At 57.5% G+C, this 24825-nt stretch carries 22 protein-coding genes and 1 other annotated feature; of the genes, 10 read left to right on the forward strand and 12 right to left on the reverse strand.

What is annotated here, in order from left to right:
- Positions 1-45 precede the first annotated feature (45 nt).
- Together RRU01S_RS19425 and RRU01S_RS19430 are read right to left on the reverse strand one after the other, a co-directional pair.
- Complete coding sequence (locus RRU01S_RS19425) at positions 46-642, reverse strand: glutathione S-transferase (protein ID WP_045231858.1); 597 nt, start codon at positions 640-642, stop codon at positions 46-48.
- 18 nt (positions 643-660) lie between these two features.
- Positions 661-1395 carry a ribonuclease T2 family protein gene (locus tag RRU01S_RS19430; protein WP_045231859.1) on the reverse strand — a complete coding sequence of 245 codons (735 nt, stop codon included), beginning with the start codon at positions 1393-1395 and terminating at the stop codon, positions 661-663.
- A gap of 204 nt (positions 1396-1599) precedes the next feature.
- On the opposite strand from RRU01S_RS19430, the gene RRU01S_RS19435 reads away from it, so the two are divergent.
- On the forward strand, positions 1600-2556 hold the full coding sequence (locus RRU01S_RS19435; RefSeq protein ID WP_045231860.1) for a lysylphosphatidylglycerol synthase domain-containing protein: 957 nt from the start codon (positions 1600-1602) through the stop codon (positions 2554-2556).
- On the opposite strand, the gene RRU01S_RS19440 is transcribed toward RRU01S_RS19435, so the two are convergent.
- On the reverse strand, positions 2557-3402 hold the full coding sequence (locus RRU01S_RS19440; RefSeq protein ID WP_045231861.1) for a 23S rRNA (adenine(2030)-N(6))-methyltransferase RlmJ: 846 nt from the start codon (positions 3400-3402) through the stop codon (positions 2557-2559).
- A gap of 17 nt (positions 3403-3419) precedes the next feature.
- On the opposite strand from RRU01S_RS19440, the gene RRU01S_RS19445 reads away from it, so the two are divergent.
- Genes RRU01S_RS19445 through RRU01S_RS19455 form a run of 3 tightly spaced genes read left to right on the forward strand, consistent with a single transcriptional unit; the run spans position 3420 to position 6852 of the window.
- The gene (locus RRU01S_RS19445; protein ID WP_045231862.1) at positions 3420-5618 is read left to right on the forward strand and encodes a molybdopterin-containing oxidoreductase family protein; all 2199 of its coding nucleotides are present in this window, start codon (positions 3420-3422) and stop codon (positions 5616-5618) included.
- Positions 5619-5629: 11 nt separating this feature from the next.
- A complete protein-coding gene (locus RRU01S_RS19450) occupies positions 5630-6226 on the forward strand; it encodes an NUDIX domain-containing protein (protein WP_045231863.1) in 597 nt (198 codons plus the stop codon).
- Positions 6227-6240: 14 nt separating this feature from the next.
- Positions 6241-6852, forward strand: a complete 612-nt coding sequence (locus RRU01S_RS19455) for an NUDIX domain-containing protein (protein WP_045231914.1) — start codon at positions 6241-6243, stop codon at positions 6850-6852.
- A 2-nt stretch (positions 6853-6854) separates the two neighbouring features.
- Here RRU01S_RS19455 and RRU01S_RS19460 read toward each other — a convergent pair whose 3' ends face one another.
- The 4 genes from RRU01S_RS19460 to purM all read right to left on the reverse strand — a co-directional run bounded on the left by RRU01S_RS19460 (position 6855) and on the right by purM (position 9295).
- Positions 6855-7277 carry a type II toxin-antitoxin system VapC family toxin gene (locus RRU01S_RS19460; RefSeq protein ID WP_234936076.1) on the reverse strand — a complete coding sequence of 141 codons (423 nt, stop codon included), beginning with the start codon at positions 7275-7277 and terminating at the stop codon, positions 6855-6857.
- Positions 7253-7492, reverse strand: a complete 240-nt coding sequence (locus RRU01S_RS19465; protein WP_045231865.1) for a type II toxin-antitoxin system Phd/YefM family antitoxin — start codon at positions 7490-7492, stop codon at positions 7253-7255. The genes RRU01S_RS19460 and RRU01S_RS19465 overlap by 25 nt, the downstream gene beginning before the upstream one ends.
- Before the next feature lie 73 nt (positions 7493-7565).
- Complete coding sequence (gene purN, locus RRU01S_RS19470; protein ID WP_045231866.1) at positions 7566-8225, reverse strand: phosphoribosylglycinamide formyltransferase; 660 nt, start codon at positions 8223-8225, stop codon at positions 7566-7568.
- Positions 8222-9295: a phosphoribosylformylglycinamidine cyclo-ligase gene (gene purM, locus RRU01S_RS19475; protein ID WP_045231915.1), complete on the reverse strand. Its 1074-nt coding sequence runs from the start codon at positions 9293-9295 to the stop codon at positions 8222-8224. Before purM ends, purN begins: the two co-directional genes overlap by 4 nt.
- A gap of 236 nt (positions 9296-9531) precedes the next feature.
- Here purM and RRU01S_RS19480 point away from each other — a divergent pair, with 236 nt between their 5' ends.
- The 4 genes from RRU01S_RS19480 to ppx all read left to right on the forward strand — a co-directional run bounded on the left by RRU01S_RS19480 (position 9532) and on the right by ppx (position 15282).
- The gene (locus tag RRU01S_RS19480) at positions 9532-10686 is read left to right on the forward strand and encodes an AI-2E family transporter (protein WP_045231867.1); all 1155 of its coding nucleotides are present in this window, start codon (positions 9532-9534) and stop codon (positions 10684-10686) included.
- Between the two features lie 3 nt (positions 10687-10689).
- The gene (gene hdaA, locus RRU01S_RS19485) at positions 10690-11403 is read left to right on the forward strand and encodes a DnaA regulatory inactivator HdaA (protein WP_045231868.1); all 714 of its coding nucleotides are present in this window, start codon (positions 10690-10692) and stop codon (positions 11401-11403) included.
- Positions 11404-11563: 160 nt separating this feature from the next.
- Positions 11564-13765: an RNA degradosome polyphosphate kinase gene (locus RRU01S_RS19490; protein WP_045231869.1), complete on the forward strand. Its 2202-nt coding sequence runs from the start codon at positions 11564-11566 to the stop codon at positions 13763-13765.
- Complete coding sequence (ppx, locus tag RRU01S_RS19495; RefSeq protein ID WP_045231870.1) at positions 13762-15282, forward strand: exopolyphosphatase; 1521 nt, start codon at positions 13762-13764, stop codon at positions 15280-15282. The genes RRU01S_RS19490 and ppx overlap by 4 nt, the downstream gene beginning before the upstream one ends.
- Positions 15283-15312: 30 nt before the next feature.
- Here the strand turns inward: ppx and RRU01S_RS19500 are convergent, their stop codons facing one another.
- From RRU01S_RS19500 to RRU01S_RS19520, 5 genes are all read right to left on the reverse strand, one after another.
- Complete coding sequence (locus RRU01S_RS19500; protein ID WP_045231871.1) at positions 15313-15684, reverse strand: YunG family protein; 372 nt, start codon at positions 15682-15684, stop codon at positions 15313-15315.
- A gap of 100 nt (positions 15685-15784) precedes the next feature.
- The gene (locus tag RRU01S_RS19505; RefSeq protein ID WP_045231872.1) at positions 15785-17146 is read right to left on the reverse strand and encodes an esterase-like activity of phytase family protein; all 1362 of its coding nucleotides are present in this window, start codon (positions 17144-17146) and stop codon (positions 15785-15787) included.
- Positions 17147-17256: 110 nt separating this feature from the next.
- Positions 17257-18282: an adenylate/guanylate cyclase domain-containing protein gene (locus RRU01S_RS19510; RefSeq protein WP_045231873.1), complete on the reverse strand. Its 1026-nt coding sequence runs from the start codon at positions 18280-18282 to the stop codon at positions 17257-17259.
- Positions 18283-18511: 229 nt separating this feature from the next.
- Complete coding sequence (rnd, locus tag RRU01S_RS19515; protein ID WP_045231916.1) at positions 18512-19669, reverse strand: ribonuclease D; 1158 nt, start codon at positions 19667-19669, stop codon at positions 18512-18514.
- A gap of 117 nt (positions 19670-19786) precedes the next feature.
- Positions 19787-21034 carry an MFS transporter gene (locus RRU01S_RS19520; RefSeq protein ID WP_045231874.1) on the reverse strand — a complete coding sequence of 416 codons (1248 nt, stop codon included), beginning with the start codon at positions 21032-21034 and terminating at the stop codon, positions 19787-19789.
- Positions 21035-21236: 202 nt separating this feature from the next.
- Here RRU01S_RS19520 and aspS point away from each other — a divergent pair, with 202 nt between their 5' ends.
- Together aspS and RRU01S_RS19530 are read left to right on the forward strand one after the other, a co-directional pair.
- Positions 21237-23027, forward strand: a complete 1791-nt coding sequence (gene aspS, locus RRU01S_RS19525; RefSeq protein WP_045231917.1) for an aspartate--tRNA ligase — start codon at positions 21237-21239, stop codon at positions 23025-23027.
- Between the two features lie 154 nt (positions 23028-23181).
- Positions 23182-23237: a sequence feature (sul1 is cis-regulatory element that is thought to sense ions involved in sulfur or methionine metabolism; They are found in Alphaproteobacteria), on the forward strand.
- Between the two features lie 79 nt (positions 23238-23316).
- Positions 23317-24798, forward strand: a complete 1482-nt coding sequence (locus tag RRU01S_RS19530) for a SulP family inorganic anion transporter (protein ID WP_045231875.1) — start codon at positions 23317-23319, stop codon at positions 24796-24798.
- Positions 24799-24825 lie beyond the last annotated feature (27 nt).

Consider the following 24825-nt stretch of genomic DNA (forward strand, 5'->3'; position numbering starts at 1 on the left):
TATCGAAAGACACGCAACTTTCGCCGCGTGTCCGATTGGGGTGGATCAGGCTGAAGCTTTCATCTCGGCGTAATCCTTGAAGTGTTTTCCGAATGTCTCGGGCCACTCTGCCAAGGTTTTTCGACCGTCGGCCCACTCGCCTGCGAACCGTAGATCGAGATAGCTGATCAAGGCTGCGAGCGCGAAGTGACCGCCATGCAGCTTCTTGCCGGTCTTTGGCAGGTTGGCGTTCAGGTAATCCAGCCCTCTGACGACCTTGGACCATTGCTTGTCGATCCACGGCTGGTGGACCTTTTCGTCCGGGCGCGAGCGGCGTTCGTAAACGATGGCGAGAAGGCAATCCGTGATTCCGTCACACAGCGCCTCCAGCACCTCGGCATCCGTGCGCTTTTGATCCTTTTTCGGATAAAGCTTATGGCCGGATACCCTGTTCAGATAATGCATGATGGCAACGCTGTCATAGACCGAACCGCCGTCGTCCAGCAGCAGAACCGGGATTTTGCCGAGTGGGTTGTTGTCCATCAGCGAGGCCGGTTCGGCATTCGTGTCGACGCGGATCGCCTTGACGTCGAGGCCGAGATAGCGAGATGCCATGCGGACTTTCGCGGAATAGGGGGAGGCGGGTGAATAAAGCAATTCCATAATATTGACCTCTGATGTTTAACGGATGGGAATGATGTCTGCGGCGGTTGACCGGCAACCTCTGCGGTCGACCTGTGGGCAGGTGCGGAAGCTGAGATCCTTGTTCATGCAGATGCGCACCTCCTCCAGCTTCGGCCCATCACAGCTGATGGCGATGCCCTGCTTTGTGAGGGCAGGATTGACGGAAATGAAGGCGCTTTCGATGGCGTCGGCGGACAGTGTACGGGGTGCAGAACCCGAAGCAATGTCCTTAGGCAAGGTCACACGTTGATAGGCCGCGCGGGTGGTGTCGAGATATTCGGCCTGTGACAGCCCACTGCAGGTTCCATGTTTGCGCCATTGGTGGCCGATAAGGCCCATCGACGGCATGATGTCGAACATGCCTCGACCAAGCGCATCCAGCACCCGTTCGTTGCGATCCTTGCCACAAAATTCCGGATAGTCGTTGTCGTTCTGCGGCCACAGGCCGTGGACGACGAACCCATATTTGCGATCGGTCCCGCACTGCTGGCGGCTGTTGCGTCCGGCATCGCTGGCGCAAAACGCTGGAGACCACGACAGCGACAAGACGTAAAAATCAAATCCTGAGCCTAGCCGGCGGGGCGCGGTGCCAGCAGGCGTGGTCGTCGGCGAGCCGGTTTGTGTGGTTTCCGGTCGTTCAGGTGCATTTTGTAACGGCTGGCCAAACGTCATCCAGCCCGCTGCGGCAAGCGAAAGTGCGGCCAGCGCGATAAAACCGGCATATTGTTTCATCGGGCGAACTGTCTTTCTGCGCAGCAATGACGAAGTCTTGATCGGTAAGGGGTTTTATACCATCTCGCCCGCGTGGCAAACAGGCCAGCAAAAAATGAAACAAAGCCACAGTCTTAGTTGTCACAATGCTTGCATAACGACTAAGCTCTACGAATCCGTCAGACGCCACGCTGCCGGAAAGGGAGAATATCCGGGCATGTACGCATGAAATGGAAGAAATACATCTGGCCTGTCGTCGGGGTGGCAACCATCGGTTTTTCCGTATGGCTTCTTTACAAGGAACTGCGACATCTTTCGCTGGATGACGTCTGGGGCAGTCTTGTCGCCATCAATCCGCATCACTGGCTCATGTCCGGGCTTTGCACACTCATCGCCTACGCCGCCCTGGCTGGATATGACCGCATCGCGCTTCAACATCTCAAGCGCAAGGTCGGCTGGGTTTTCATCACGCTGACGTCGTTCACAACCTATGCCCTATCGCACAATGTCGGCGCCTCGGTGTTTTCAGGGGCGGTTGTGCGCTACCGGGCCTATACGTCGAAAGGCTTGAGCGTTTCGGAAATCGGCGTGCTCGTGGCGCTGTGCTCCTTCACTTTCGCCATCGGCACCATCATGCTCATTGGCCTTGTACTGGTCTATGAGCCCGATATTACCGAGCGCTTCGTCGATATTTTGCCGGTGGAAGCATCCAGAACGACTGGCTTCATTCTGCTCGCCATCGTCGGATTGTACGTCATCGGCAGCCTGATGAAGCTGCGGCCTTTGAAAATCGGCTCTTTTACGCTGTTTTACCCAGTGCCGCGCCTCGTCATTCAGCAATTGGTGATCGGCCCCATCGAACTGCTGGGCGCTGCGGGCATCATCTACTTTGCACTGCCGGAGGCGGGAAATCCCGGCTTCATGGTCATCCTCGGCATTTTTCTGGTGTCGTTTTCAGCAGCCCTGATTTCCCACGCCCCTGGCGGGCTGGGTGTGCTGGAATTGGTCTTCGTTACCGGCCTGCCGGATATGAACCCGGCAGATGTCATTGCTGCCCTTCTGGTCTTCCGCCTGTTCTACCTCATCATTCCCTTCATCTTTGGCCTTTTCATCATTCTCTTTTTCGAGAGATCACAACTGGCTGTGGCCGAACGAAACGAGCGTCGCGCGGAGGGGAGATAGCTACTCTCCGCGCAACCAGAATGCCCGCTGCGACGCATAACGATCTTGCGCCATAATGGTTTTCAGCACCGGCATGATCGTGTGCAGCTCATCCTTCAGCGTAAAGGGCGGGTTGACGATGATGAGGCCGGAGCCGCTGAGGCCTTCCAGCCGATCGCTGCGCACCGACAATTCCGCGCAGAGCATTTTCGGTATGTCATAGGATTGCAGCAGCTCGTGAAAATCCTTGATCGGCGCGCCCTTTTTCAGCGGATACCACAGACAATAGGTGCCCGTTGAAAAGCGGCGATAGGCCTTGTGAAAGCCTTCTGCCATGCGCTGATATTCATTCTCTTGTTCAAACGGTGGATCGACCAGCACAAGGCCACGCTTCTCCTTTGGCGGCAAATGCGCGCCCAGCGAAAGCCAGCCATCCAGTTCCGTCACGCGGGCCTGATAATCACCCTCGAAAAGGCGTGCCAGCGCCCGATAATCATCCGGGTGAAGCTCCATGGCGGAAAGCCGATCCTGCGGCCGAAACAGCATGCGTGCGAGCTTAGGTGAGCCAGGATAATATTGAAGGCCCCCCTCCGGGTTCAGCTCCCGCACCGCTGTCAGATAGGGCTCCAGGAGATCAGCGACCGCAGGCGGCAGGTCTGCCTCCAGAAGCTTGCCGATGCCGGTCTGCCATTCGCCGGTCTTTTGCGCCTCGTCGGACGACAGGTCGTAGAGACCGATGCCGGCATGCGTGTCCAGCACCCGGAAGGCTTTGTCCTTGTTCTGAAGATAGCGAACGAGACGCGCCATGACGGCGTGTTTGAGAACATCGGCAAAGTTGCCTGCGTGATAAATATGCCGATAGTTCATGCGCGCCGATGCCTTTTATGAATATTCTTGATGGTCGTCACTTGGCCCTTTTGGCCGCATTGCCTTTGCAATATACAAAAGTCATGAATGATGCGACCCCGATTTCCGCCAAAGCCGTGACTGGTGCTGTCAGCATCGGCCACACCGTCTGTCCCCACGACTGTCCAAGCGCCTGCGCGCTGGAAGTCGACATCAACGCGGATGGCCGGATTGGCCGTGTGCGCGGAGCCAATGCCAACACCTACACGGCTGGTGTCATCTGCGCCAAGGTGGCGCGCTACGCCGAGCGTATTTATCATCCGGGCCGGTTGCTGACGCCGAAGCGTCGCAAGGGTGCCAAAGGGGCGGGCGACTGGCAAGAGATCGACTGGGATGCCGCTCTCGATGAAGTCGCCAATGCCTTCGTCAAGGTTGAAGCCAAGCATGGTGCCGAGGCCATCTGGCCCTATTTCTACGCCGGGACCATGGGGCAAGTGCAGCGCGACAGCATCGAACGACTTCGCCACGCCAAGAAATATTCCGGCTTCTTCGGCTCCATCTGCACCAACATGGCCTGGACGGGTTACGTCATGGGCACGGGCGCTCTGCGCGGACCCGACCCGCGGGAGATGGCGAGGGCGGATGTGGTGGTGATCTGGGGCACCAATGCCGTTGCCACCCAAGTCAATGTCATGACCCACGCGATCCGCGCCCGAAAAGAGCGCGGTGCAAAAATCGTGGTCGTGGATATCTACGACAACCCGACGATGAAGCAGGCGGATATGAAGCTGATCGTGCGGCCCGGCACGGATGCAGCCCTTGCCTGCGCCGTCATGCACATCGCTTTCCGCGATGGTTATGCCGACCGCGCCTATATGGCGAAATTCGCGGATGATCCTGCTGGTCTCGAAGCGCATCTTGCGCCAAAGACACCGCAATGGGCCTCGGATATCACCGGTCTGTCGGTGGAAGAGATCGAGGCCTTCGCTCAGCTGGTCGGCACCACAAACAAGAGCTTTTTCCGTCTCGGCTACGGTTTCGCCCGCCAGCGCAACGGGGCGGTTGCCATGCATGCGGCGCTGTCTATCTCCACCGTGCTGGGCTCATGGCAATATGAGGGCGGCGGTGCGTTTCACAACAATGGCGACATCTTCCGGCTCAACAAGGCGGAGCTGATGGGCACGGCCTATGCCGACCCAAATGTGCGCCAGCTCGACCAATCGCAGATCGGTCGTGTGCTGACCGGCGACGCCGAGGCTCTGCGTTACGGAGGGCCGGTAACGGCACTGCTGATCCAGAACACCAACCCGGTCAATGTTTGCCCGGAGCAGCGGCTTGTGAAGCAGGGTTTCCTGCGCGATGACCTGTTCGTTGCCGTGCATGAGCAGTTCATGACGGAGACGGCTGAAGTTGCCGATATCGTGTTGCCCGCCACCATGTTCCTCGAACATGACGATATCTACCGCGCCGGTGGTCAGAACCACATTCTGCTCGGCCCAAAACTGGTGGAGCCGCCGGACACCGTTCGCACCAACCTCTTCGTTATCGAGGAACTGGCCAAGCGCCTCGGTGTGGCTGACATGCCGGGCTTCGGCATGACGGAGCGCGAGCATATCGATCTCATTCTCGGCCCCGGCGGTTGGGGTGATTTCGACAGCCTTGCCGAAGAAAAATGGATCGATGCGCAGCCGCCGTTCGAGGTCGCGCATTATCTCGAAGGCTTCGGATATGCGGACGGTAAATTCCGCTTTAGCCCGGATTGGCAGAGCGGCCCGTCACCCAACAAACCGCCGAAGAATGTGCCTGTGATGGGGCCGGTGGCGGAGCTACCGAAATTCCCGGATCAGGTCGATGTCATCGAAGTGGCCGATGCCGAGTATCCATTCCGGCTGGCGACATCGCCCGCCCGCAACTTCCTGAACTCCACCTTCGCAGAGACGAAGACATCGGTTCAGAAAGAAGGACGCCCGGAGCTGATGATCTGTCCCGCCGATGCCACGCGTCTTGGTATCGGCGACGGAGATATCGTGCGCATCGGAAATCAGCGGGGCGCGCTCCGCATACATGTGAAGATCGTCGAGGGTGCGAGGGCAGGTGTTCTCATCGCTGAGGGATTGTGGCCCAACAAAGCGCATCTGGATGGCGAAGGCATTAATGTGCTGACGGGTGGCGACGCGGTTGCCCCGTATGGAGGCGCAGCTTTTCACGACAACAAGGTTTGGCTTCAAGGGCAATAGCAGGATTTGGAATGCAGAAATTTGACGACGTAAAAATTGAAATTCTTAACGACGAAACACTTTCAAAAAACTGGTACCACCTTCGCAACATCACCTACAATTACACCAACTCCAAGGGTGAAACCAAAACGCTGAAGCGCGAAGCTTATGATCGCGGCAACGGCGCAACCATTCTGCTCTACGATCCGAAAATCGATAGCGTGATTCTGGTTCGCCAATTTCGCGTGCCGACCTATGTCAACGGCTATCACGGCTGGTTGCTGGAAACGCCCGCAGGCCTGCTGGACGGAGACAACCCGGCAGACGCCATCGCCCGCGAGGTGATGGAAGAAACGGGCTATAAGCTGCGCGACACGCGCTTCCTGTTCAAGTCCTTCATGTCGCCGGGTTCGGTCACGGAAGTGCTGCACTTCTTCGCGGCGATTGTCGACGCCTCTGACAAGGTGGAGGAGGGCGGCGGTGCGGTGCATGAAGACGAAGACATCGAGGTCGTTGTGCTTCCGCTGTCGGACGCCATGAAGATGATTGAGGACGGTGACATTTGCGACGGCAAGACCATCATGCTGCTGCAATGGGCTGCCCTGAACAAGGCCGCTCTCACAGCCTGAAAATGGAGTTTCAGATGAACGATCAGCCGAAATTGTCAGTGACTGAGGATGAGGGCCGCGTGCGGCTCATTACGAAGGAAACAGTCTGGAAGCGTTTCGTTCATCTGCAAACACTCGTCTTCGACCAGACGATGGCGGACGGGCGGGTCGTCCGTCTGAACCGCGAAGTGCACGACCACGGAAGTGCCGCAGCAATTTTGCTGTTCGATGCCGATAAGGATGCCGTCGTTCTGGTCCGCCAATTTCGGCCTGGAGCCTTCGTCAACGGTGATCCGAGTTTCATGATTGAGGTCCCGGCAGGTCTGACCGATGGAGACCATCCCGACGAAGCGATCCGCCGCGAAGCGATGGAAGAAACCGGCTACGCCGTCCAAGAGGTGCAATATCTTTTCGACATCTATGCCAGCCCCGGCACATTGACGGAGAAGATCGGTCTCTTTTACGCGCGGATCGATCTGGACGAAAAAGCGGGCGAAGGCGGCGGCCTTGAGACGGAAGGTGAAGATATCGAAGTCATCTCGGTGCCGCTCGATAAGGCCTTCTCTATGATCGCCACCGGCGAAATTACCGACGCCAAGACAATCATTTTGCTGCAATGGGCAATGCTGAATCGCAAACTCCTGTGAGATCAGCTGAATGCCAGCCCCTCTGATGCGGCAGCCGTCGCCAGTTTCTTGTCGTTGGTTGCCAGGGGAAGAGAGCGAGACGTGGCGAGGGCGAGATATGCCGCGTCGTAGGCGGACAGTGAGTGCTTCTGAGCCAATCGCATGATGGTCACGTGATCTCCGCCGCTAACCAAAATCAGTGGCAGACCGGTGAAGCGCAAAAGGATGGAGAACACCGCCTCTTGATCGATACGTTTTCGTCGCTCTGCGGAGAGCAGTATGTTTCGAAACTCGTGCGAAAGAAGATCCGGTGCAATGCAATCCTCATGCTCCAGTCGTGCCATGGCCGCATCGGCGATACCAGATGTTTCGTTGGGCAGAAACCACGCTGCGACCACAGACGCATCGACAACGAACGGCATCAAGCTCTGCCTTCGTTTTTCCATGACTGAATTTCGTCAGCCTTAACGATAGCCCGCTGCGCTCTCTCGGCCCGCAAGGTGTCCAGCATGCGGCGTCTGTCGCCTTTGTCAGACGCTCTGATCAGGCGTGCAACGGGTTCATTACCGCGTGAAATGACCACGTCTTCTCCTGCTTCGACTTTTACCAGAAGCTCCGAAAGATGTGTTTTTGCTTCACCGACTTTGACTGTAAGCGTCATGATGACAGGCTCCGTTTGGCATGAAAGTATCAAACGCAGTATCATTTGGTCAAGTGGTTGGCCAAGTCGGTATTTAAGCAGAAATCAGCTGCTGTCCTGCATCACAGGCATCCTGCGTCCGCATGACCCTGCCGCCCTCCATCCGCACCACACCTTCAGCTAGAAGCTTGAGTGCCACCGGATAGAGTTGATGTTCAACGGTTAGTACGCGTTCGGCAAGGGTGTCCGGCGTATCATCCAGAAGAACAGGGACAGCAGCCTGTCCAACGACCGGACCTTCGTCCATGCCTTCGGTCACGAAATGGACCGTGCAGCCCGTGATCTTCATACCGCTTTCGATTGCGCGCTCATGCGTGTGCAGGCCCGGAAAAAGCGGCAGCAGGGAAGGGTGGATATTGATGATGCGACCCGCATAGGGCGCGATAAACTCTGCGGAGATCAGCCGCATGTAACCGGCAAGGCAGATGATGTCGGGTGCGATTTCGCTGATCGCTGCCAAAATGGACTGCTCGTGTTCGGCCTTGCTCGCATAGGTCTTGCGCTCGAAAACGAGTGTCGGAATGCCAAGGCTCTGTGCCTTGGCAAGTCCGCCCGCCAACGCCTTGTCGGAGATCACGCAGGCAATCTCTGCCGGAAAATCCGGTGCCTGACACGCCTGCGCCAGCGCCATCATGTTGGAGCCGCTGCCGGAGATGAAAACGACGACGCGTTTGCGGGCAGGGGCGTTGCTCATAGGCCGAGCGTGCCTTTGTAGATCGTGCCGTGCCCGTCTTCTGCACGCGCAACCATGCGGCCGAGTGCAAAGACTATTTCGCCTTCGGCGGTCAGGGCATCCGTAACCGTCTGGGCGTTTTCTGCGGAAACCACGACGATCATGCCGACGCCGCAGTTGAAGGTGCGCAGCATTTCATTGGGCGCAACGCCGCCAGTCTTTGCCAGCCATGAGAAGACTGAGGGAACCTTGATAGCGTCGAGATCAATCTCGGCTGCCAGATGCTTTGGCAGAACGCGTGGAATATTCTCAGGGAAACCGCCGCCAGTGATGTGTGCGAGCGCTTTCAGGGCGCTCGTTTCGCGGATCGCCTTCAGAAGCGGCTTTACATAGATACGTGTTGGTGTCAGTAGCGCTTCACCCAACTTTTTGCCTTCAGCGAAGGGCGCAGGCGCATCCCAGCCGAGGCCGGAGAGCGAGACGATTTTGCGAACGAGCGAGAAGCCGTTGGAGTGAACGCCGGAGGATGCGAGACCGAGAATGACGTCGCCTTCGGCAATGTCGCCTGCGGGCAGCAGCTGGCCGCGTTCGGCAGCACCGACGGCAAAGCCCGCGAGGTCGTAGTCCCCTTCAGAATACATGCCCGGCATCTCCGCCGTCTCGCCACCGATCAACGCACAACCGGATTCAAGGCAGCCCGCCGCAATGCCGTTGACGATGGCAGCGCCCTGGTCGGGATCAAGCTTGCCGGTCGCGAAATAGTCGAGGAAGAACAGCGGTTCGGCGCCCTGTACCACGAGGTCGTTGACGCACATGGCTACGAGGTCGATGCCGACAGTTTCATGATAGTTGGCGTCGATGGCGATCTTGAGCTTGGTGCCGACGCCATCATTGGCGGCGACCAGAACCGGGTCCTTGAAACCAGCGGCCTTCAAATCGAACAGACCGCCGAAGCCGCCGATTTCGCCATCCGCGCCGGGGCGGCGGGTCGAGCGAACGGCTGGCTTGATCTTTTCGACCATCAGGTTTCCGGCGTCGATATCCACACCTGCATCGCTGTAGGTAAGACCGTTCTTGCCTGGCTCGCTCATGGCTGTCGTCTCCACTGGTTCCATTTGGCGTGCCATTCGCATGAGACGGGTGACGATGCAAGTATGAGCGCGTCGAAAGGCATGTTTTTCACGCCTTTCGGGCGTTTTAGCTGTATTGTTATGGGAAAGCCCTATTGTGACGAATTTGGCAAGGGTGCCACACTTGACCAGTCCGGTCCACGCATCCTATCTCCTAACCCAAGAGTTATGAGCGCAGGCGCTCAAAGGAGCAGACGATGCAACCACATATCAGAGGCATGAATCTGAGACGCCAGGCCTTTTTCTGGCTCGGTGCCTTCGTCGTTTTCGTCGTGTTCCTGATGGTTTTCAGCTCCATCCTTCTGCCCTTCGTGGCGGGTATGGCGCTGGCCTATTTCCTTGATCCGATCGCGGATTGGCTGGAAAGGCGTGGCTTGAGCCGCATGATGGCGAGCGTCATGATCCTTGTGTCCTTCGTTCTGCTGTTTGCCCTCTCTTTGATCATCATCATACCGTTGATCGTTGCGCAGGCATCGGAATTCATCGCCCGCATTCCGCAATATATATCGTCGTTGCAGCAACTGATTGCCGGTGCCGACACCAATCTGCTTCCGGGCTGGGTCAGTTCGCAGATCGATTCCGTGAAAGAGAACTTTTCCAAACTGCTGAGCGAAGGTGCAGGCTTCATCGGCACCCTGCTCACGCAAATCTGGAATTCCGGAAAGTCGCTGGTGGATGTCATCTCGCTACTGGTGGTGACGCCGGTAGTGGCATTTTATCTGCTGTTGGACTGGGACCGCATGATCGAAAAGGTCGATAGCTGGATACCGCGTGACCATGTGGCCACCGTGCGCCAGATTGCCCGTGATATGGACAGCACCATCGCTGGCTTTATTCGTGGACAGGGCTCGCTGTGCCTCATTCTCGGCGTCTATTATGCCGTCGGCCTCTCGCTCGTCGGTCTGAATTTCGGACTGTTGATCGGCTTTTTTGCGGGCGCAATCAGCTTCATTCCCTATGTCGGCTCCATGATTGGCCTCGTGCTGGCTGTGGGCGTGGCGCTGGTCCAGTTCTTGCCGGATTACGTTAACATCATTCTGGTGCTGGCGGTTTTCTTCTCTGGCCAGTTCATCGAAGGCAACATTTTGCAGCCGAAGCTTGTCGGCAGCAGCGTTGGCCTTCACCCCGTGTGGTTGATGTTTGCGCTGTTTGCATTCGGCGTTCTGTTTGGCTTTGTTGGCCTGTTGGTCGCGGTGCCAGCCGCAGCAGCCGTTGGCGTGCTCGTTCGCTTTGCACTGTCGCGCTATCTCGAAAGCGATCTGTACCACGGTCGCGCGGCCAATCTGCCGTGGGATACGGAAGAAACGCAAATCCAGGCGTTGCCGCCGAAGAAGATCGATTCTCAGAGCTGAAAGATGAACGATAACACCAAACCCGGTGCCAGCAGGTCGAAGGCCGAGCAGCTACCGCTTGCTTTCTCCCACCAGACGGCGACTGGCCGTGACGATTTGCTGGTGGCCGCACCTCTGGATGCTGCTGTCAGCATCGTGGACGAGTGGCCACGCTGGCCATCTCCTGTCGTCATTCTGGTCGGGCCGCAGGGTTCGGGGAAATCGCATCTCGCCAGCATCTGGAGAAACACCAGCGGTGCTGTGGATATCAAACCAAAGCCAGGTGCGGAAGCAGCGCGGGTGGCGGAACACAGCCCGGTTATGTTTGAAGATGCGGATAGAAACGGTTTTGATGACACCGAACTGTTCCACGTCATCAACAGCGTTCGCGAAAACGGCACATCGCTGTTGATCACCACACGGGAATGGCCCGCTGCATGGCCGGTCGCGCTGCCAGATTTGCGCTCTCGCCTCAAGGCGGCGACGGTGGTGGAAATCGGCGAGCCGGACGAGGATTTGCTCGCGCAGGTGCTGATGAAGCTGTTTGCCGATCGTCAGCTTTATATGGATGACAAACTTGTCAGCTATATCGTGGCACGCATGGAGCGGTCGCTGAACGCGGCGCAGATGATCGTTGAGAGACTGGATCGTTTGGGCCTGTCGAGAGGCACTCGCATCAGTCGGGCACTGGCCGCAGAGGTGCTGACGGAGCTGGGCAGCAAGCCTGACGAGGATTGACTGTCACAGTTCCGTCGTCAAACTGTTATACGGGCAATGGGGTATCTGGCCGAAAGTGCAAAGCGATTTCAGGTCGCTAGGGATACCTGAACAAGTGACTGTCGCGGCGCGGAACCCTGTGTTTTGCTTGCCAGTCTAGAGATAAAGGGCGGAAAATTCGATGGATTCGGTCGTGCAGGACAATCTGGATGAAAACGGCAAAACGGCACCTGAGGAAAAGAGCCTGTGGGATAGCCCGGAGCGCTTTATCAATCGAGAGTTTTCATGGCTGCAATTCAACCGCCGTGTTCTCGAAGAGACGCTGAACACTGCTCATCCTCTGCTGGAGCGTCTGCGCTTCCTGTCGATTTCCGCCGCCAACCTCGATGAGTTCTTCATGGTGCGCGTGGCGGGTCTCGAAGGCCAGGTTCGCCAGAACGTGACCGTTCGCACGCCGGATGGCAAAACGCCCGCCGAACAGCTCGAAGACATCCTCAAGGAAATCGACAATCTCCAGATGGAGCAGCAGGCTTCGCTGGCCGTCCTTCAGCAATATCTTGCCAAGGAAGACATCTATATCGTCCGCCCGGCGTCGCTCTCGGATGAGGACCGCGTCTGGCTGGAGAATGAATTCGAGGAATTGATCTTCCCGGTTCTGACGCCGCTCTCCATCGATCCGGCGCATCCATTCCCGTTCATTCCGAACCTCGGCTTTTCCATGGGCCTGCAGCTGGATAGCGTCAACGGTCGCGAGCCGATGACAGCGCTTTTACGTTTGCCGCCTGCGCTCGACCGCTTCATTCGCTTGCCCGATGACAAGACGACGATCCGCTACATCACGCTGGAAGACGCTGTTGGTCTGTTCATCCATAGGCTTTATCCGGGCTATACGGTTCGTGGCCTCGGCACGTTCCGCATTATCAGAGACAGCGATATCGAGCTTGAAGAAGAAGCCGAAGATCTGGTGCGGTATTTCGAAAGCGCCCTGAAGCGCCGTCGTCGCGGCTCGGTGATCCGCATCGAAACCGACAGCGAAATGCCTGCGTCTCTGCGCCAGTTCGTGGTGCATGAGCTCAACGTGCCCGACAACCGCGTGGCGGTTCTTCCGGGTCTTCTGGCACTCAACACCATTTCCGAACTCGTCAAGGCGCCCCGCGACGACCTGAAGTTCGAACCTTACAATGCCCGCTTCCCGGAGCGAGTGCGTGAGCACGCAGGCGACTGCCTTGCCGCCATCCGCGAAAAGGACATGGTGGTTCACCATCCCTATGAGAGTTTCGATGTGGTGGTGCAGTTCCTGTTGCAGGCCGCCCGCGACCCAAATGTTCTCGCCATCAAGCAGACCTTGTACCGCACCTCCAACGACAGCCCGATCGTTCGCGCGTTGATCGATGCGGCCGATGCCGGCAAGTCCGTGACGGCCCTGGTAGAGCTGAAAGCACGCTTCGATGAAGAGGCGAATATTCGCTGGGCGCGAGACCTGGAGCGCGCAGGCGTTCAGGTCGTGTTCGGCTTTATCGAGCTGAAGACCCACTCCAAGATGTCGATGGTCGTGCGCCGTGAAGACGGAAAGCTGCGCACCTATTGCCATCTCGGTACTGGCAATTACCATCCCGTGACAGCCAAGATTTATACTGACCTGTCCTTCTTCACCTGTAATCCGAAGATTGCCCACGACATGGCAAACATCTTCAACTTCATCACGGGTTATGGCGAACCGGAAGAGGGTATGAAGCTTGCCGTTTCGCCTTATACTATGCGCTCGCGCATTCTCAAGCATATCAATGATGAGGCGGAACACGCCAGAAATGGCGCGCCAGCGGCCATCTGGATGAAGATGAACTCGCTGGTCGATCCCGAGATCATCGATGCGCTGTATCACGCAAGTGCAGCTGGTGTGGAGATCGATCTGGTCATTCGCGGCATCTGCTGCCTTCGTCCACAGGTGGCGGGCCTGTCCGACAATATTCGCGTCAAATCCATCGTCGGGCGCTTCCTGGAACACAGCCGTATCTTCTGCTTCGGCAATGGTTACGGCCTGCCATCCGACAAGGCACTGGTTTACATCGGCTCTGCCGATATGATGCCGCGAAATCTCGATAGACGCGTTGAAACAATGGTGCCTCTTGTCAATCCCACGGTGCACGAGCAGGTTCTTTCACAGATCATGCTGGGCAATCTCATTGACAACCAGCAGAGCTACGAGATACTTCCGGACGGAACGTCGAGGCGCATCGAGGTGCGCAAAGGCGAGGAACCGTTCAACGCGCAGCACTATTTCATGACCAATCCTAGCCTTTCAGGCCGTGGTGAAGCTCTGAAATCCAGTGCGCCTAAACTGATTGCAGGGCTGATATCATCCCGCAAGAAACAGGCTGAATGACACGATCAGAAGCACAGGGGCGGCTCACCGGTCTCGCCCCCGTTTCCGTCATAGATATTGGTTCGAACTCTGTTCGTCTCGTTGTTTATGAAGGTCTCTCGCGCGCCCCTGCGGTGCTGTTCAATGAAAAGGTCCTGTGCGGCCTCGGTAAGGGCCTTGCCCTCACCGGTCGCATGGATGAGGAAGGCGTAACCCGCGCGCTTGCCGCTTTGCGCCGCTTCCATGCACTGTCACAACAGGCGCAGGCGCAAAAGCTTTATGTGCTGGCAACCGCTGCTGCCCGTGAGGCAAGCAACGGTCCAGATTTCATCCGCGATGCGGAAGCCATTCTCGGCTGCGAGATCGAAGTTCTTTCCGGCGAGAAAGAAGCGCTCTATTCTGCCTATGGCGTCATCAGTGGCTTCCACGATGCCGATGGCATTGCCGGTGATCTCGGTGGCGGTTCGTTGGAACTGATCGATATCAAAGGCAAGACCTGTGGTGAAGGCATCACCTTGCCGCTGGGCGGGCTGCGGCTGTCGGAACATTCGGGCGGCTCCATCGAAAAAGCCGCGGCATTCACAAAAAAGCAGGTGAAGACCGCAAAGCTGCTCACCAAGGGCGAGGGGCGTACATTTTATGCGGTTGGCGGCACGTGGCGCAACATTGCCAAGCTGCACATGGAAATCAGCGGTTACCCACTGCACATGATGCAGGGTTACGAGATGCCGCTCTCCGATATGCTGAGCTTTCTCGATGAGGTGATCGCCTCCAAGGACAGCAAGGACCCTGCATGGCAGGCGGTTTCCAAGAACCGCCGTACGCTTCTACCGTTTGGTGCCGTCGCCATGCGCGAAGTGCTGGAAGTCATGAAGCCCTCCAAGATCGCGTTTTCCGCACAGGGCGTTCGCGAAGGTTATCTCTATTCGTTGCTGCCGGAAGCCGAGCAGAAAGCCGACCCGCTGCTGGTGGTGGCCGACGAGCTTGCCATTCTTCGCGCCCGTTCGCCTGAACATGCGCGCGAGCTTGCCGATTGGAGCGGACGTACCGTGCCGGTCTTCGGCATTACCGAAACGGAAGATGAGGCACGCTACCGGCAGGCCGCCTGCCTGCTGGCCGATATCAGTTGGCGCGCGCATCCGGATTATCGTGGCTTGCAGGCGCTCAACATCATCGCCCACTCGTCCTTCATCGCGATCACCCATCCAGGTCGCGCCTATATCGCGCTGGCCAATTATTACCGCTTCGAGGGACTGAACGACAACGGCACGACGCAGCATCTGACGTCCATTGCAGGCGACAGAATGCAGGAGCTTGCCAAGCTGCTGGGCGGCTTGCTGCGTGTTGTCTATCTGTTTTCGGCGTCCATGCCAGGCGTCGTCGATCACCTGAAGTTCAGGCGTTCCGAGCGAAACGATATCGACCTCGAATTCGTCGTGCCGCATGAATATTGCGATTTCGCCGGTGAGCGGCTGGAAGGTCGTTTGCAGCAATTGTCCAAACTGACCGGCAAGAAGCTCGCATTCGTCTTCGAATAGGCCGAGTATAAAGTAACAGCTTTGTCGGCCTTAGCGCTCGTCGATCTCTGGACCACTTTCTTTTGCAGCGAGGCGATTTTTGACGTCAGTGCTAAGGCGACTGTACTGTTCAGCTGTGGTGTCTGAGAATGCCTCCCCGCGGGTAGCGAGGCGATCTTCATATCCGATTGGCACGAGAAATTGGGAGAATGTAAAATCCCACCTGACACCGTTGATAGAGTTATAAAAGTGCAGGGCTCCGGCAACTGAGGTTTTAAATATTTCTCCGCCCATATGATCCTGAAACACTAAGGCAGTGACACCGCATTGTCCTAGCGCAGGATTTTCTTTCGACCACAAGCTACTTGTCTCTCTTGACCAACTTTCTTTTACGGCATCATAGAGCACTGTTATCGACGTCATGATCGTCAATCCTGTTTACGAAAATCATATTTGACGTTCTGTGATGCTACAAGAAAGAAAGTGGTGCAGCGCGCCACGGCCGCACCACGACATCTCAACCTTACTTCGCGTCCAGCAGGTCTTTCACGTCCAGCAGAACGAACTCGTTGTCGTCAGCCTTGTCCAGTGCGCGACCGGCTGAGAAGGGCAGGTTGTTGTCGTTGCCGACGACGATGTGCGTTGCATCGACGCGATCGACGTTTTCGATGGTCACGAAAGGCATGGTGTAGGTGCCGTTCTCACTGCCCTGAATGGCCTTTTTGTCGGGATCGGCAATCTTCATCAGGTCGATATAGCCGATCTTGCGGGCGGCCTTGCCGACATTGGCATCGTTGAATTCGATCTTGTAGATGCGCTTCAGCTTGGCTGGAACGGCAAAGCAATTGGCTTCCGGCTTCTTCGGATCGGCGCAAGTCTTGTCGGCGGTACCAGCGCCATTGTCGCGCTCGATCACCAGGGCTGTGCTGTCATCCAGCATGTTGAAGTCGCCAATTGCTTCGCCGCCGTCGGCCAGCGGGTAAAGCCATGTGCGGCCCGTCCAGCTTTTGGAGGCGACGTCGAGTTCGATGATGCGAAGGCCGGTTGCGCCGTCTTCTGTTTTCTCGACCTGTCCCTCTGCATTGTAGAGGGGACCTTCCAGAAGACCGTAAATCTTCGTGCCGTCCTTGGACATTGCCATGCCCTCGAAACCACCGGAGCGCTTTAGGTTGAACGCAGGCAGCTTCTGCGTCGGGTTGCCAGGCAGCGTGAGAGTTAGATGGTCGGGCGATTTGACCTCGATGTCTCCAGCCTTCGTTGCGATGACATCCGTCAGTTTGCCGTCGCGGGTGAACTTCAGGATGTAAGGACCGAATTCTTCGCCGACCCAGAAGCCGTCATTGGTAGGCTGGATCGATTCGACGTCGAAATCTGCGCCGGTCAGATAGCGCTTGTCAGAGCCTTCCATGACGATGGGGAACGGTGCCTTCTTGTCTGGATCGGAGAGGAACACCGTTTCGAGCGCGTTGACCTTGCCCGCATCCCAGTCGAGCTTCAGGTGATGCAGCATCAGCATCGAGTCGCTGGAGTTGGTCTTGGAGCCAAAACCGTTGTCGGACAGGCTCCAAAATGTACCGTCGCTCATCGTCTTGATGCCGGAAAAGCCCTGCATGGCTTGGCCTGCAAACGGCATGGAAAGACCCGTCGTGCGAACACCATCCTTGCCCGGGACGGTGCCGAGGCCTTCGGCGCGTTTGCGATCCGCCGTGGTAAACTTGGCAGATGTCTTCAGATGCTCAGGCGCATCGGCGGGAGCTGCGATAACAGTGTTTGCCGGCAAAACGGTCTGCGATACGAGCTTTGCCGGAAACTCCTTCTCCGCTGCAAACGCGGACATTGTGCCGAGCGCCAGAAGGGCGACGGAGGCGAGGAGGGTCTTTTTCATGGAATTACCTTCGGGTTTACATCTGCAATGCAGGGACCGTTAGGCACGCTTCATGACATCTGGTTGATACGTCTTTGAAGATTTGATGACGCTTATGGAAAGTATGAGCGTCAGCTCATAACCGCCTGACGGCTGAGCGCACAGACACCCAAAGTCTGCCCACGCCCTTTGACGGCGTGCTCTCCGAGATACTCGCTCTTCACGCCCTTTGGCAGCAGCAATTGGTGCGCCAGATCGGATGAGATGAGAACCGGGTGGCCGAGCATTTTACTCAGTGATTCCAGCCGCGCCGTCGTGTTCACCGTGTCGCCGAAATAGGTGATCTTGTGGTGGTCGACGCCGATTTCGGCTGTGATGACGGGCCCGCCATGAATGGCAAAACGCAGCCTCGGCACGGTGCCGAATCGCAACAGCCAATCGGCGCGCTTCTCTTCGATGGTCGAGAGAATGTCAAAAACGCAGTTGATACAGGCCGCACGGCGGATCGCCAGATGATACGGCCATGTGATGATGGCGGCATCGCCGATATAATCATCGATCACCCCGCCATGTCGCCTGACGGGCCCCGCATAGACGGAGAACAATTCGCCCAGATATTCCTGGGCGCGCAAATCCCCATGCGTTTCGGCAAAGGATGTCGAGCCCACGAGATCGACGAACAGAAAGACACGCTCTTCGCTGACGGGGCGGCGGTAACGGCCCAGAATGAGGTCGATGAAGATATCGCGGCCGAGCAATTCCCGCACCCGCATGACGAAAACGATGATGGCGCAGACGCCGAGCGTGAACAGAAGCGTCTGCATTTCCGCATGCACGGCGCGACGCCAGCTGACGGGCAGCACGCCCGTCGCCCATAGAATTGTGCCGCCAAGGCCAAAGCCACAGAACACCAGAACGGAATAGGCCAAGAACGCGGAAAGGATGTAAGCGGGCGTCGGCAACATGCTGATTCGGCGCGACAGCTCCGGCATGATGTAGCCGCGCTCGAACGCCAGAATGGGCGCGCAGGCAAACAGGGCATAGGTTGCGCCAATCAGCGCACCGCCGCCATATTCCAGAAATGCATAGGCCACACCGCTGCCGGCAACTGCCAGAAACAGCACGACATAGTCCAGCATCGCTAGAATTTTTCTCATTGTGGCTCTTTGTTTTGGGCGTCGAAGCGGCCCTGGACTTGCAGGGAACAGGCATCCCATTCCCGAAGGTTGCGACCATATTGTGAAAGCCGCAGGTCAAAAAGTGATGTTTTGGTAATGTGCTGCGTATGGTTGAAGGCTGTGACCGACTTGCATCGGTCACGTGTCGAAATACGCTCTGAAGATCAAAATCAAGACAGTGTGGATTGAGCGCAAAGCCACAAACACATCAAATCTGCTGCGGCAGTTCCAGTGCTTCGACTTTCTTGCCGGCAAAACGAAGCGCAACTTCGCCACGAATGAGCTTCAACGCCGGTTCGCCGAACAGATCGCGCCGCCAGCCAGACAAAGCAGGGACGACCGCCTCTTCGCCTTCTGATGCGATTCTATCGAGATCTTCGCTGTTGGCGATGACCTTGGCGGCGACGCCATGCTTGTCAGCCGTCAGCTTCAGCAAAACCTTGAGAAGTTCGACCGCAGCACCGTTGCCTTCGGGTGAATGGCTCTGGCGCGGCGGATGCGGCATATCGGCTTTGGGCAAGGCAAGCGCTGCATTCACCGTCTCGATAATGGCGGCACCGGATGAGGAGCGCTCCCACCCCTTTGGAATGGTGCGCAGGCGCGACAGTGCTTCGGTATCCTTGGGCTGCTGCTGAGCGATCTCGAAGATCGCATCGTCCTTCAACACCCGCGAGCGCGGCACGTTGCGCGACCGTGCCTCACGTTCACGCCATGCGGCGATGAATTTCAGGATGGCCAGTTCCGTCGGCTTGCGAAGGCGGGATTTCAACCGCAGCCACGCATCGTCGGGATGCATGTCGTAAGTCTCGACCGATTCGAGAATGTCCATCTCTTCCTTCAGCCAGGAAGAGCGGCCTTCACGTTCCAGCTGCGCTTGCAGCGCCAGATAAACGTCGCGCAGGTGTGTGACATCGGCCAGCGCATAATCCAGCTGCTTTTCGGTCAGCGGACGCCGGCTCCAGTCGGTGAAGCGCGACGACTTGTCGATTTGGACGTTCTTGATCCGCTGGACGAGCTGATCGTAGGAAATGGAATCACCGAAACCGCAGACCATCGCCGCGACCTGCGTGTCGAAGATCGGATGCGGAATGAGACCACCGAGGTGGTGGATGATTTCGATATCCTGGCGGGCGGCGTGAAAAACCTTGATGACACTGGCGTCGGCCATGAGTTCGAAGAGCGGCGTCAGATCGAGGTCTTTGGCAAGAGGGTCGACCAGCACTTCCAGCGTCGAGCTTGCCATTTGAACGAGACACAGCTGAGGCCAGAAAGTCGTTTCGCGCAGAAATTCCGTATCGATGGTGATGAAATCGGATTTCGCCAGTTCCTTGCAGGCTTCGGCGAGTGCTGTTGTCGTCTCAATCATTATCTTTTTGCCGCTCATGGAAAGTATCAAACTTACTTTCCCTTTGAAGCGCCCATGTCAATACAAAGGCAGCCGTTCTTGTCTCTCTGTCCCATCTTTATGGGGTGTAGATTACTGTCAGAGGTCTTTTTTGTCCTGATCTTGGGCAGATGGTGCGGCAAGCTTGCTGAAATAGGCCGAGGTGCGAAGAAGCGAGCGGAAGCGCCAGTTTCGCTGCTCTGGCGGCACACCGGCCCGCACCGTCAGCCGGTAAAGAGCATAGATCATGAAGACGACCTGGATCGCAGCCGTATAGGCAAACAGCGCCTTGGGGCCGAAGTGATCCATGAGAAGGGATGCCAGGAACGGGCCGACGGTTGCGCCCAGCGACCAGAAGAACAGCAACCCCGCTGACATCATAGCGTGCTCACCCTCCTTGGCGTGGTCGTTGCCATGCGCGGAGCTCAGCGAATAGAGCGGCAGTGCAAAGGCGCCGAAGACGAAGACGCCGATCACGTTTCGCACCTCATCGCTGCCGGCAAAGAATGACAGAAACAGGCCTGTAACGACGGAGCATGCGGTGGTCGCGACGATAACGATGCGCCGGTCGTAACGGTCGGAATAGGCTCCCAGCGGATACTGCAAAACGACGCCGCCGATAATGCCTGCGCTCATGAAGGTGGCAATCGAGGTGACGGACATTCCGATCTGTTCGGCATAGATGGGGCCGATATTGCGGAAGGCCGACATGCTGAGGCCAACCGCGATACAGCCGATAACCGCCAGCGGGGAAATGCGCCACACGGCGAAGAGATCGAACGGAACCTGCTTGGGAGGCGCTGGGTTTGATTTATCGGCCAGCGAGATGGGTACCAGCGACAGCGTCAAGGCCATGGCGATCAGCGAGAAGATCGCGGGACCCTCAATGCCGACAGCTGGGATGACATATTGCGCCAGCGTCACCGAACCGAGATCGACGAAACGATAGATGGAGAGCGTGCGTGCGCGGTTGGAGTTCGTCACCTGCGCATTGATCCAGCTTTCGATGGTAGCGAACAGGCAGGCAACGGCGATGCCGATGACGAAGCGCATCGCAAACCAGAAGAACGGATCGGTGATCAGGATCATGGTGATGGAGGCGGCAGATGCGACGGCCGCCATGGTCGAAAACGCCCTGATGTGGCCGATCTTGCGCAGCAGTCGGGTAACGTTGACGCAACCCACGGCAAAGCCAAGGCTGTAACCGGCGCTGATGAGGCCGATGGTGCTGGCGGAAAATCCTTCGGACAATCCACGCAGCGCAATGAATGTACCCTGCAAGCCGTTTCCGCCAATCAGAATGCCTGCCGTCAGCAGCAGCGGAATAAGGGGTCTGATCTGGCTCATGCGTCACACATCGCGTGTCTGGAGAGGATTGAGAGGTCGTGCCAGAGATAACCGATTCGTGCCGGTCAAATACGCCTAAAGGCAGCGCTATACGGGACAATATTGCGCTTTGCCTTGACAAATCAGGTCTGTCATGCGCTTTTCCGCCCGATTTAGATATGCGATCCGCTTGGTGATCGCCGCACTGTTTCAGGATAACAAAATGCATCGTTACCGCAGCCACACCTGTGCCGCTCTTCGCAAATCGCATGTCGGCGAAACCGTTCGTCTTTCCGGCTGGGTTCACCGTGTGCGAGATCATGGCGGCGTTCTCTTCATAGACCTTCGCGACCACTACGGCATCACGCAGGTGGTGGCAGACCCGGATAGCCCGGCCTTCAAGACGGCTGAAGTCGTTCGCGGCGAGTGGGTCATCCGCATCGATGGTCTCGTCAAGGCGCGCTCGGAAGACACGGTCAACAAGACCATGGCGACCGGCGAAATCGAGCTTTACGCCCAGGAAATCGAAGTGCTGGCCGCGTCCAAGGAACTGCCGCTGCCGGTGTTTGGTGAGCCTGACTATCCTGAAGACGTCCGCCTGAAGTACCGCTTCCTCGATCTTCGCCGCGATACGCTGCACAAGAACATCGTCAAGCGCACGCAGATCATTTCCGATATGCGCCGCCGCATGGGCGATATCGGCTTTGCCGAATATTCCACGCCGATCCTGACGGCCTCGTCGCCCGAAGGCGCGCGCGACTTCCTCGTGCCAAGCCGTATCCATGAAGGAAAGTTCTTCGCGCTGCCGCAGGCGCCGCAGCAGTACAAGCAGCTTCTGATGGTGGCCGGTTTCGACCGCTACTTCCAGATCGCACCCTGCTTCCGTGATGAAGACCCGCGTGCAGACCGTCTGCCCGGCGAATTCTACCAGCTCGACCTCGAAATGAGCTTCGTGACGCAGGAAGATGTCTGGGAAACGATGGAGCCGGTCATTCGCGGCGTGTTCGAGCAGTTTGCCGAAGGCAAGCCTGTCACCCAGAACTTCCGCCGTATCGCCTATGACGATTCGATCCGCACCTATGGTTCCGACAAGCCGGACCTGCGTAACCCGATTGAAATGCAGGCCGTGACGGACCATTTCGCCGGTTCCGGCTTCAAGGTCTTCGCGAACATGATCGCGTCCAACCCGAAGGTCGAAGTCTGGGCCATCCCAGCCAAGACCGGCGGCTCCAGAGCGTTCTGCGACCGCATGAATGCATGGGCGCAGGGACAGGGTCAGCCCGGCCTCGGCTACATCTTCTGGAAGGAAGAGGACGGCAAGGTCGTTGGTTCCGGTCCGCTTGCCAAGAACATTGGCGAAGAACGCACCGAGGCGCTGCGCGTTCAGCTGGGTCTCGAAGCGGGCGATGCGTCCTTCTTCGTGGCCGGTGATCCTGCCAAGTTCTACAAGTTCGCAGGCGAAGCCCGCACCCGTGCTGGCGAAGAGCTGAACCTTGTTGACCGCGACCGTTTCGAGTTGTGCTGGATCGTCGACTTCCCGTTCTTCGAATACAACGAAGAAGAAAAGAAGATCGACTTCGCGCACAACCCGTTCTCCATGCCGCAGGGCGGAATGGATGCGCTGGAAAATCAGGACCCGCTGACGATCAAGGCCTACCAGTACGACATGGTCTGCAACGGCTACGAAATCGCTTCCGGCTCCATCCGTAACCAGTCGCCGGAACTGATGGTCAAGGCCTTCGAAAAGGTGGGCTTGAGCCAGCAGGACGTGGAAGATCGCTTCGGCGGCCTCTACCGCGCCTTCCAGTACGGCGCGCCTCCGCATGGCGGCATGGCTGCCGGTGTGGACCGCGTGGTGATGTTGCTGACCGGCACCAAGAACCTGCGCGAAATCACGCTGTTCCCTATGAACCAGCAGGCACAGGATTTGCTGATGAACGCGCCTGCACCCGCTTCGCCAACGCAGCTTCGCGAATTGGCCCTGCGTGTGGTGCCGACGCCGAAGAAGGACTAAAGCCCATGCAAAAGGGCTGCTTGCTTCGTGCGGGCAGCCCTTTTATTTTGAAGGATCGTGATCCTCATCGGTTAGACAGAAGATGACATTCTGAGCTTCCGTACCCCAACGCCTTGCATCGAAGACATCAAAGCCTTATACAGGCGTCATTCACCACGGACCCGGTGTAACCCCGGGTGGCTCTTCTGGCCGCCGATCCGCCAGACAACGCAAAGCACCGTTTCGTCTTTTCGTTTTACAGAGCAAGCTCTTGCGAGCCGGTGCGCATTTATTTGCGAAAAAAATCCTTATGAACAGACTTCAAACTTACAAACGTGAGTGGTTTTCGAACATTCGCGGAGATGTTCTCTCCGGCATTGTCGTGGCTCTCGCACTCATTCCCGAAGCTATCGGCTTTTCCGTCATTGCAGGGGTCGATCCGAAAGTGGGGCTGTTTGCCTCCTTCGCCATCGCCTGCGTTTCTGCCTTTACTGGCGGCAGGCCAGGCATGGTATCGGCTGCCACGGCTGCAACGGCGGTTTTGATCGTCACGCTCGTAAAAGAGCATGGCATTCAATATCTGCTTGCAGCCACTCTATTGATGGGCATCCTGCAAATCCTCGCAGGTCTCGTCAGGCTCGGCCGCGTCATGCGGTTCGTGTCCCGTTCCGTCATCACCGGATTCGTCAATGCACTGGCCATCCTCATCTTCATGGCGCAATTGCCGGAGTTGATCGGTGTTCCCGTCGAAACCTATGTGATGATCGCGGCCGGTCTTGCCATCATCTACCTGTTTCCGCTGCTGACGAAAGCCATTCCGTCCCCGCTGGTGGCCATTGCGGTGCTGACGCTTGTGGCGTTTTATTCCGGTATGGATTTGCGCACCGTCGGTGACCTCGGCGAACTGCCCTCGTCATTCCCGATCCTTGCCTTGCCGCAGATCCCGCTGACATGGGAAACGTTGCAGATCATCTTCCCATATTCGGCAGCTCTAGCCGCTGTCGGCCTCCTAGAATCGCTACTGACGGCCCAGATTGTCGATGACATGACGGACACGCCCAGCAACAAGAGCCAGGAATGCATCGGCCAGGGTGCAGGCAATATCGCCGCTGCGATGATCGGCGGCATGGGTGGTTGCGCGATGATCGGCCAGTCCGTCATCAACGTGACGTCGGGCGGGCGAGGGCGGCTATCGACCTTTGTTGCCGGTGCCTTCCTGCTGTTCCTCATCCTCGTTTTGGATGACATCGTGCGCATCATACCCATGGCCGCGCTCGTTGCTGTCATGATCATGGTGTCGATTGGAACGTTCTCATGGCGCTCCATTCTCGATTTGCGCCGCAATCCGCCATCATCCAGCATCGTGATGCTGGTCACCGTCGTGACGGTGATTGCCACGCACGATCTTGCCAAGGGCGTGCTGGCTGGCGTGCTCCTCTCCGGCGTGTTCTTTGCCGGAAAGGTCTCCAAGCTGTTCCACGTTCGCTCAGAGGCGGGTGTGGATGGCAGCGAGCGCATCTATCGCGTGGACGGGCAAATCTTCTTTGCCTCGACGGAGAGCTTCGTTGCCGCCTTCGATTTTGCCGAGCCGGTGGAGCGCGTCATCATCGACGTGACACAGGCGCATCTGTGGGACATTTCCGCCATCGGTGCGCTCGACAAGGTCGTTCTGAAATTCCGCAAGGCGGGCAAGCATGTCCAGGTCATCGGCGCCAATGAAGCCAGCGCCCATATGATCGACCGCTTCGCCGTGCACGACAAGCCGGATGCGGCCCCGCAGGCGCTGCATTAAAAACGTCGTCTTCACTGAAAGCAAAAA

Origin of the sequence: Agrobacterium rubi TR3 = NBRC 13261 (assembly GCF_000739935.1) — a bacterium.
GTDB lineage: Bacteria > Pseudomonadota > Alphaproteobacteria > Rhizobiales > Rhizobiaceae > Agrobacterium > Agrobacterium rubi.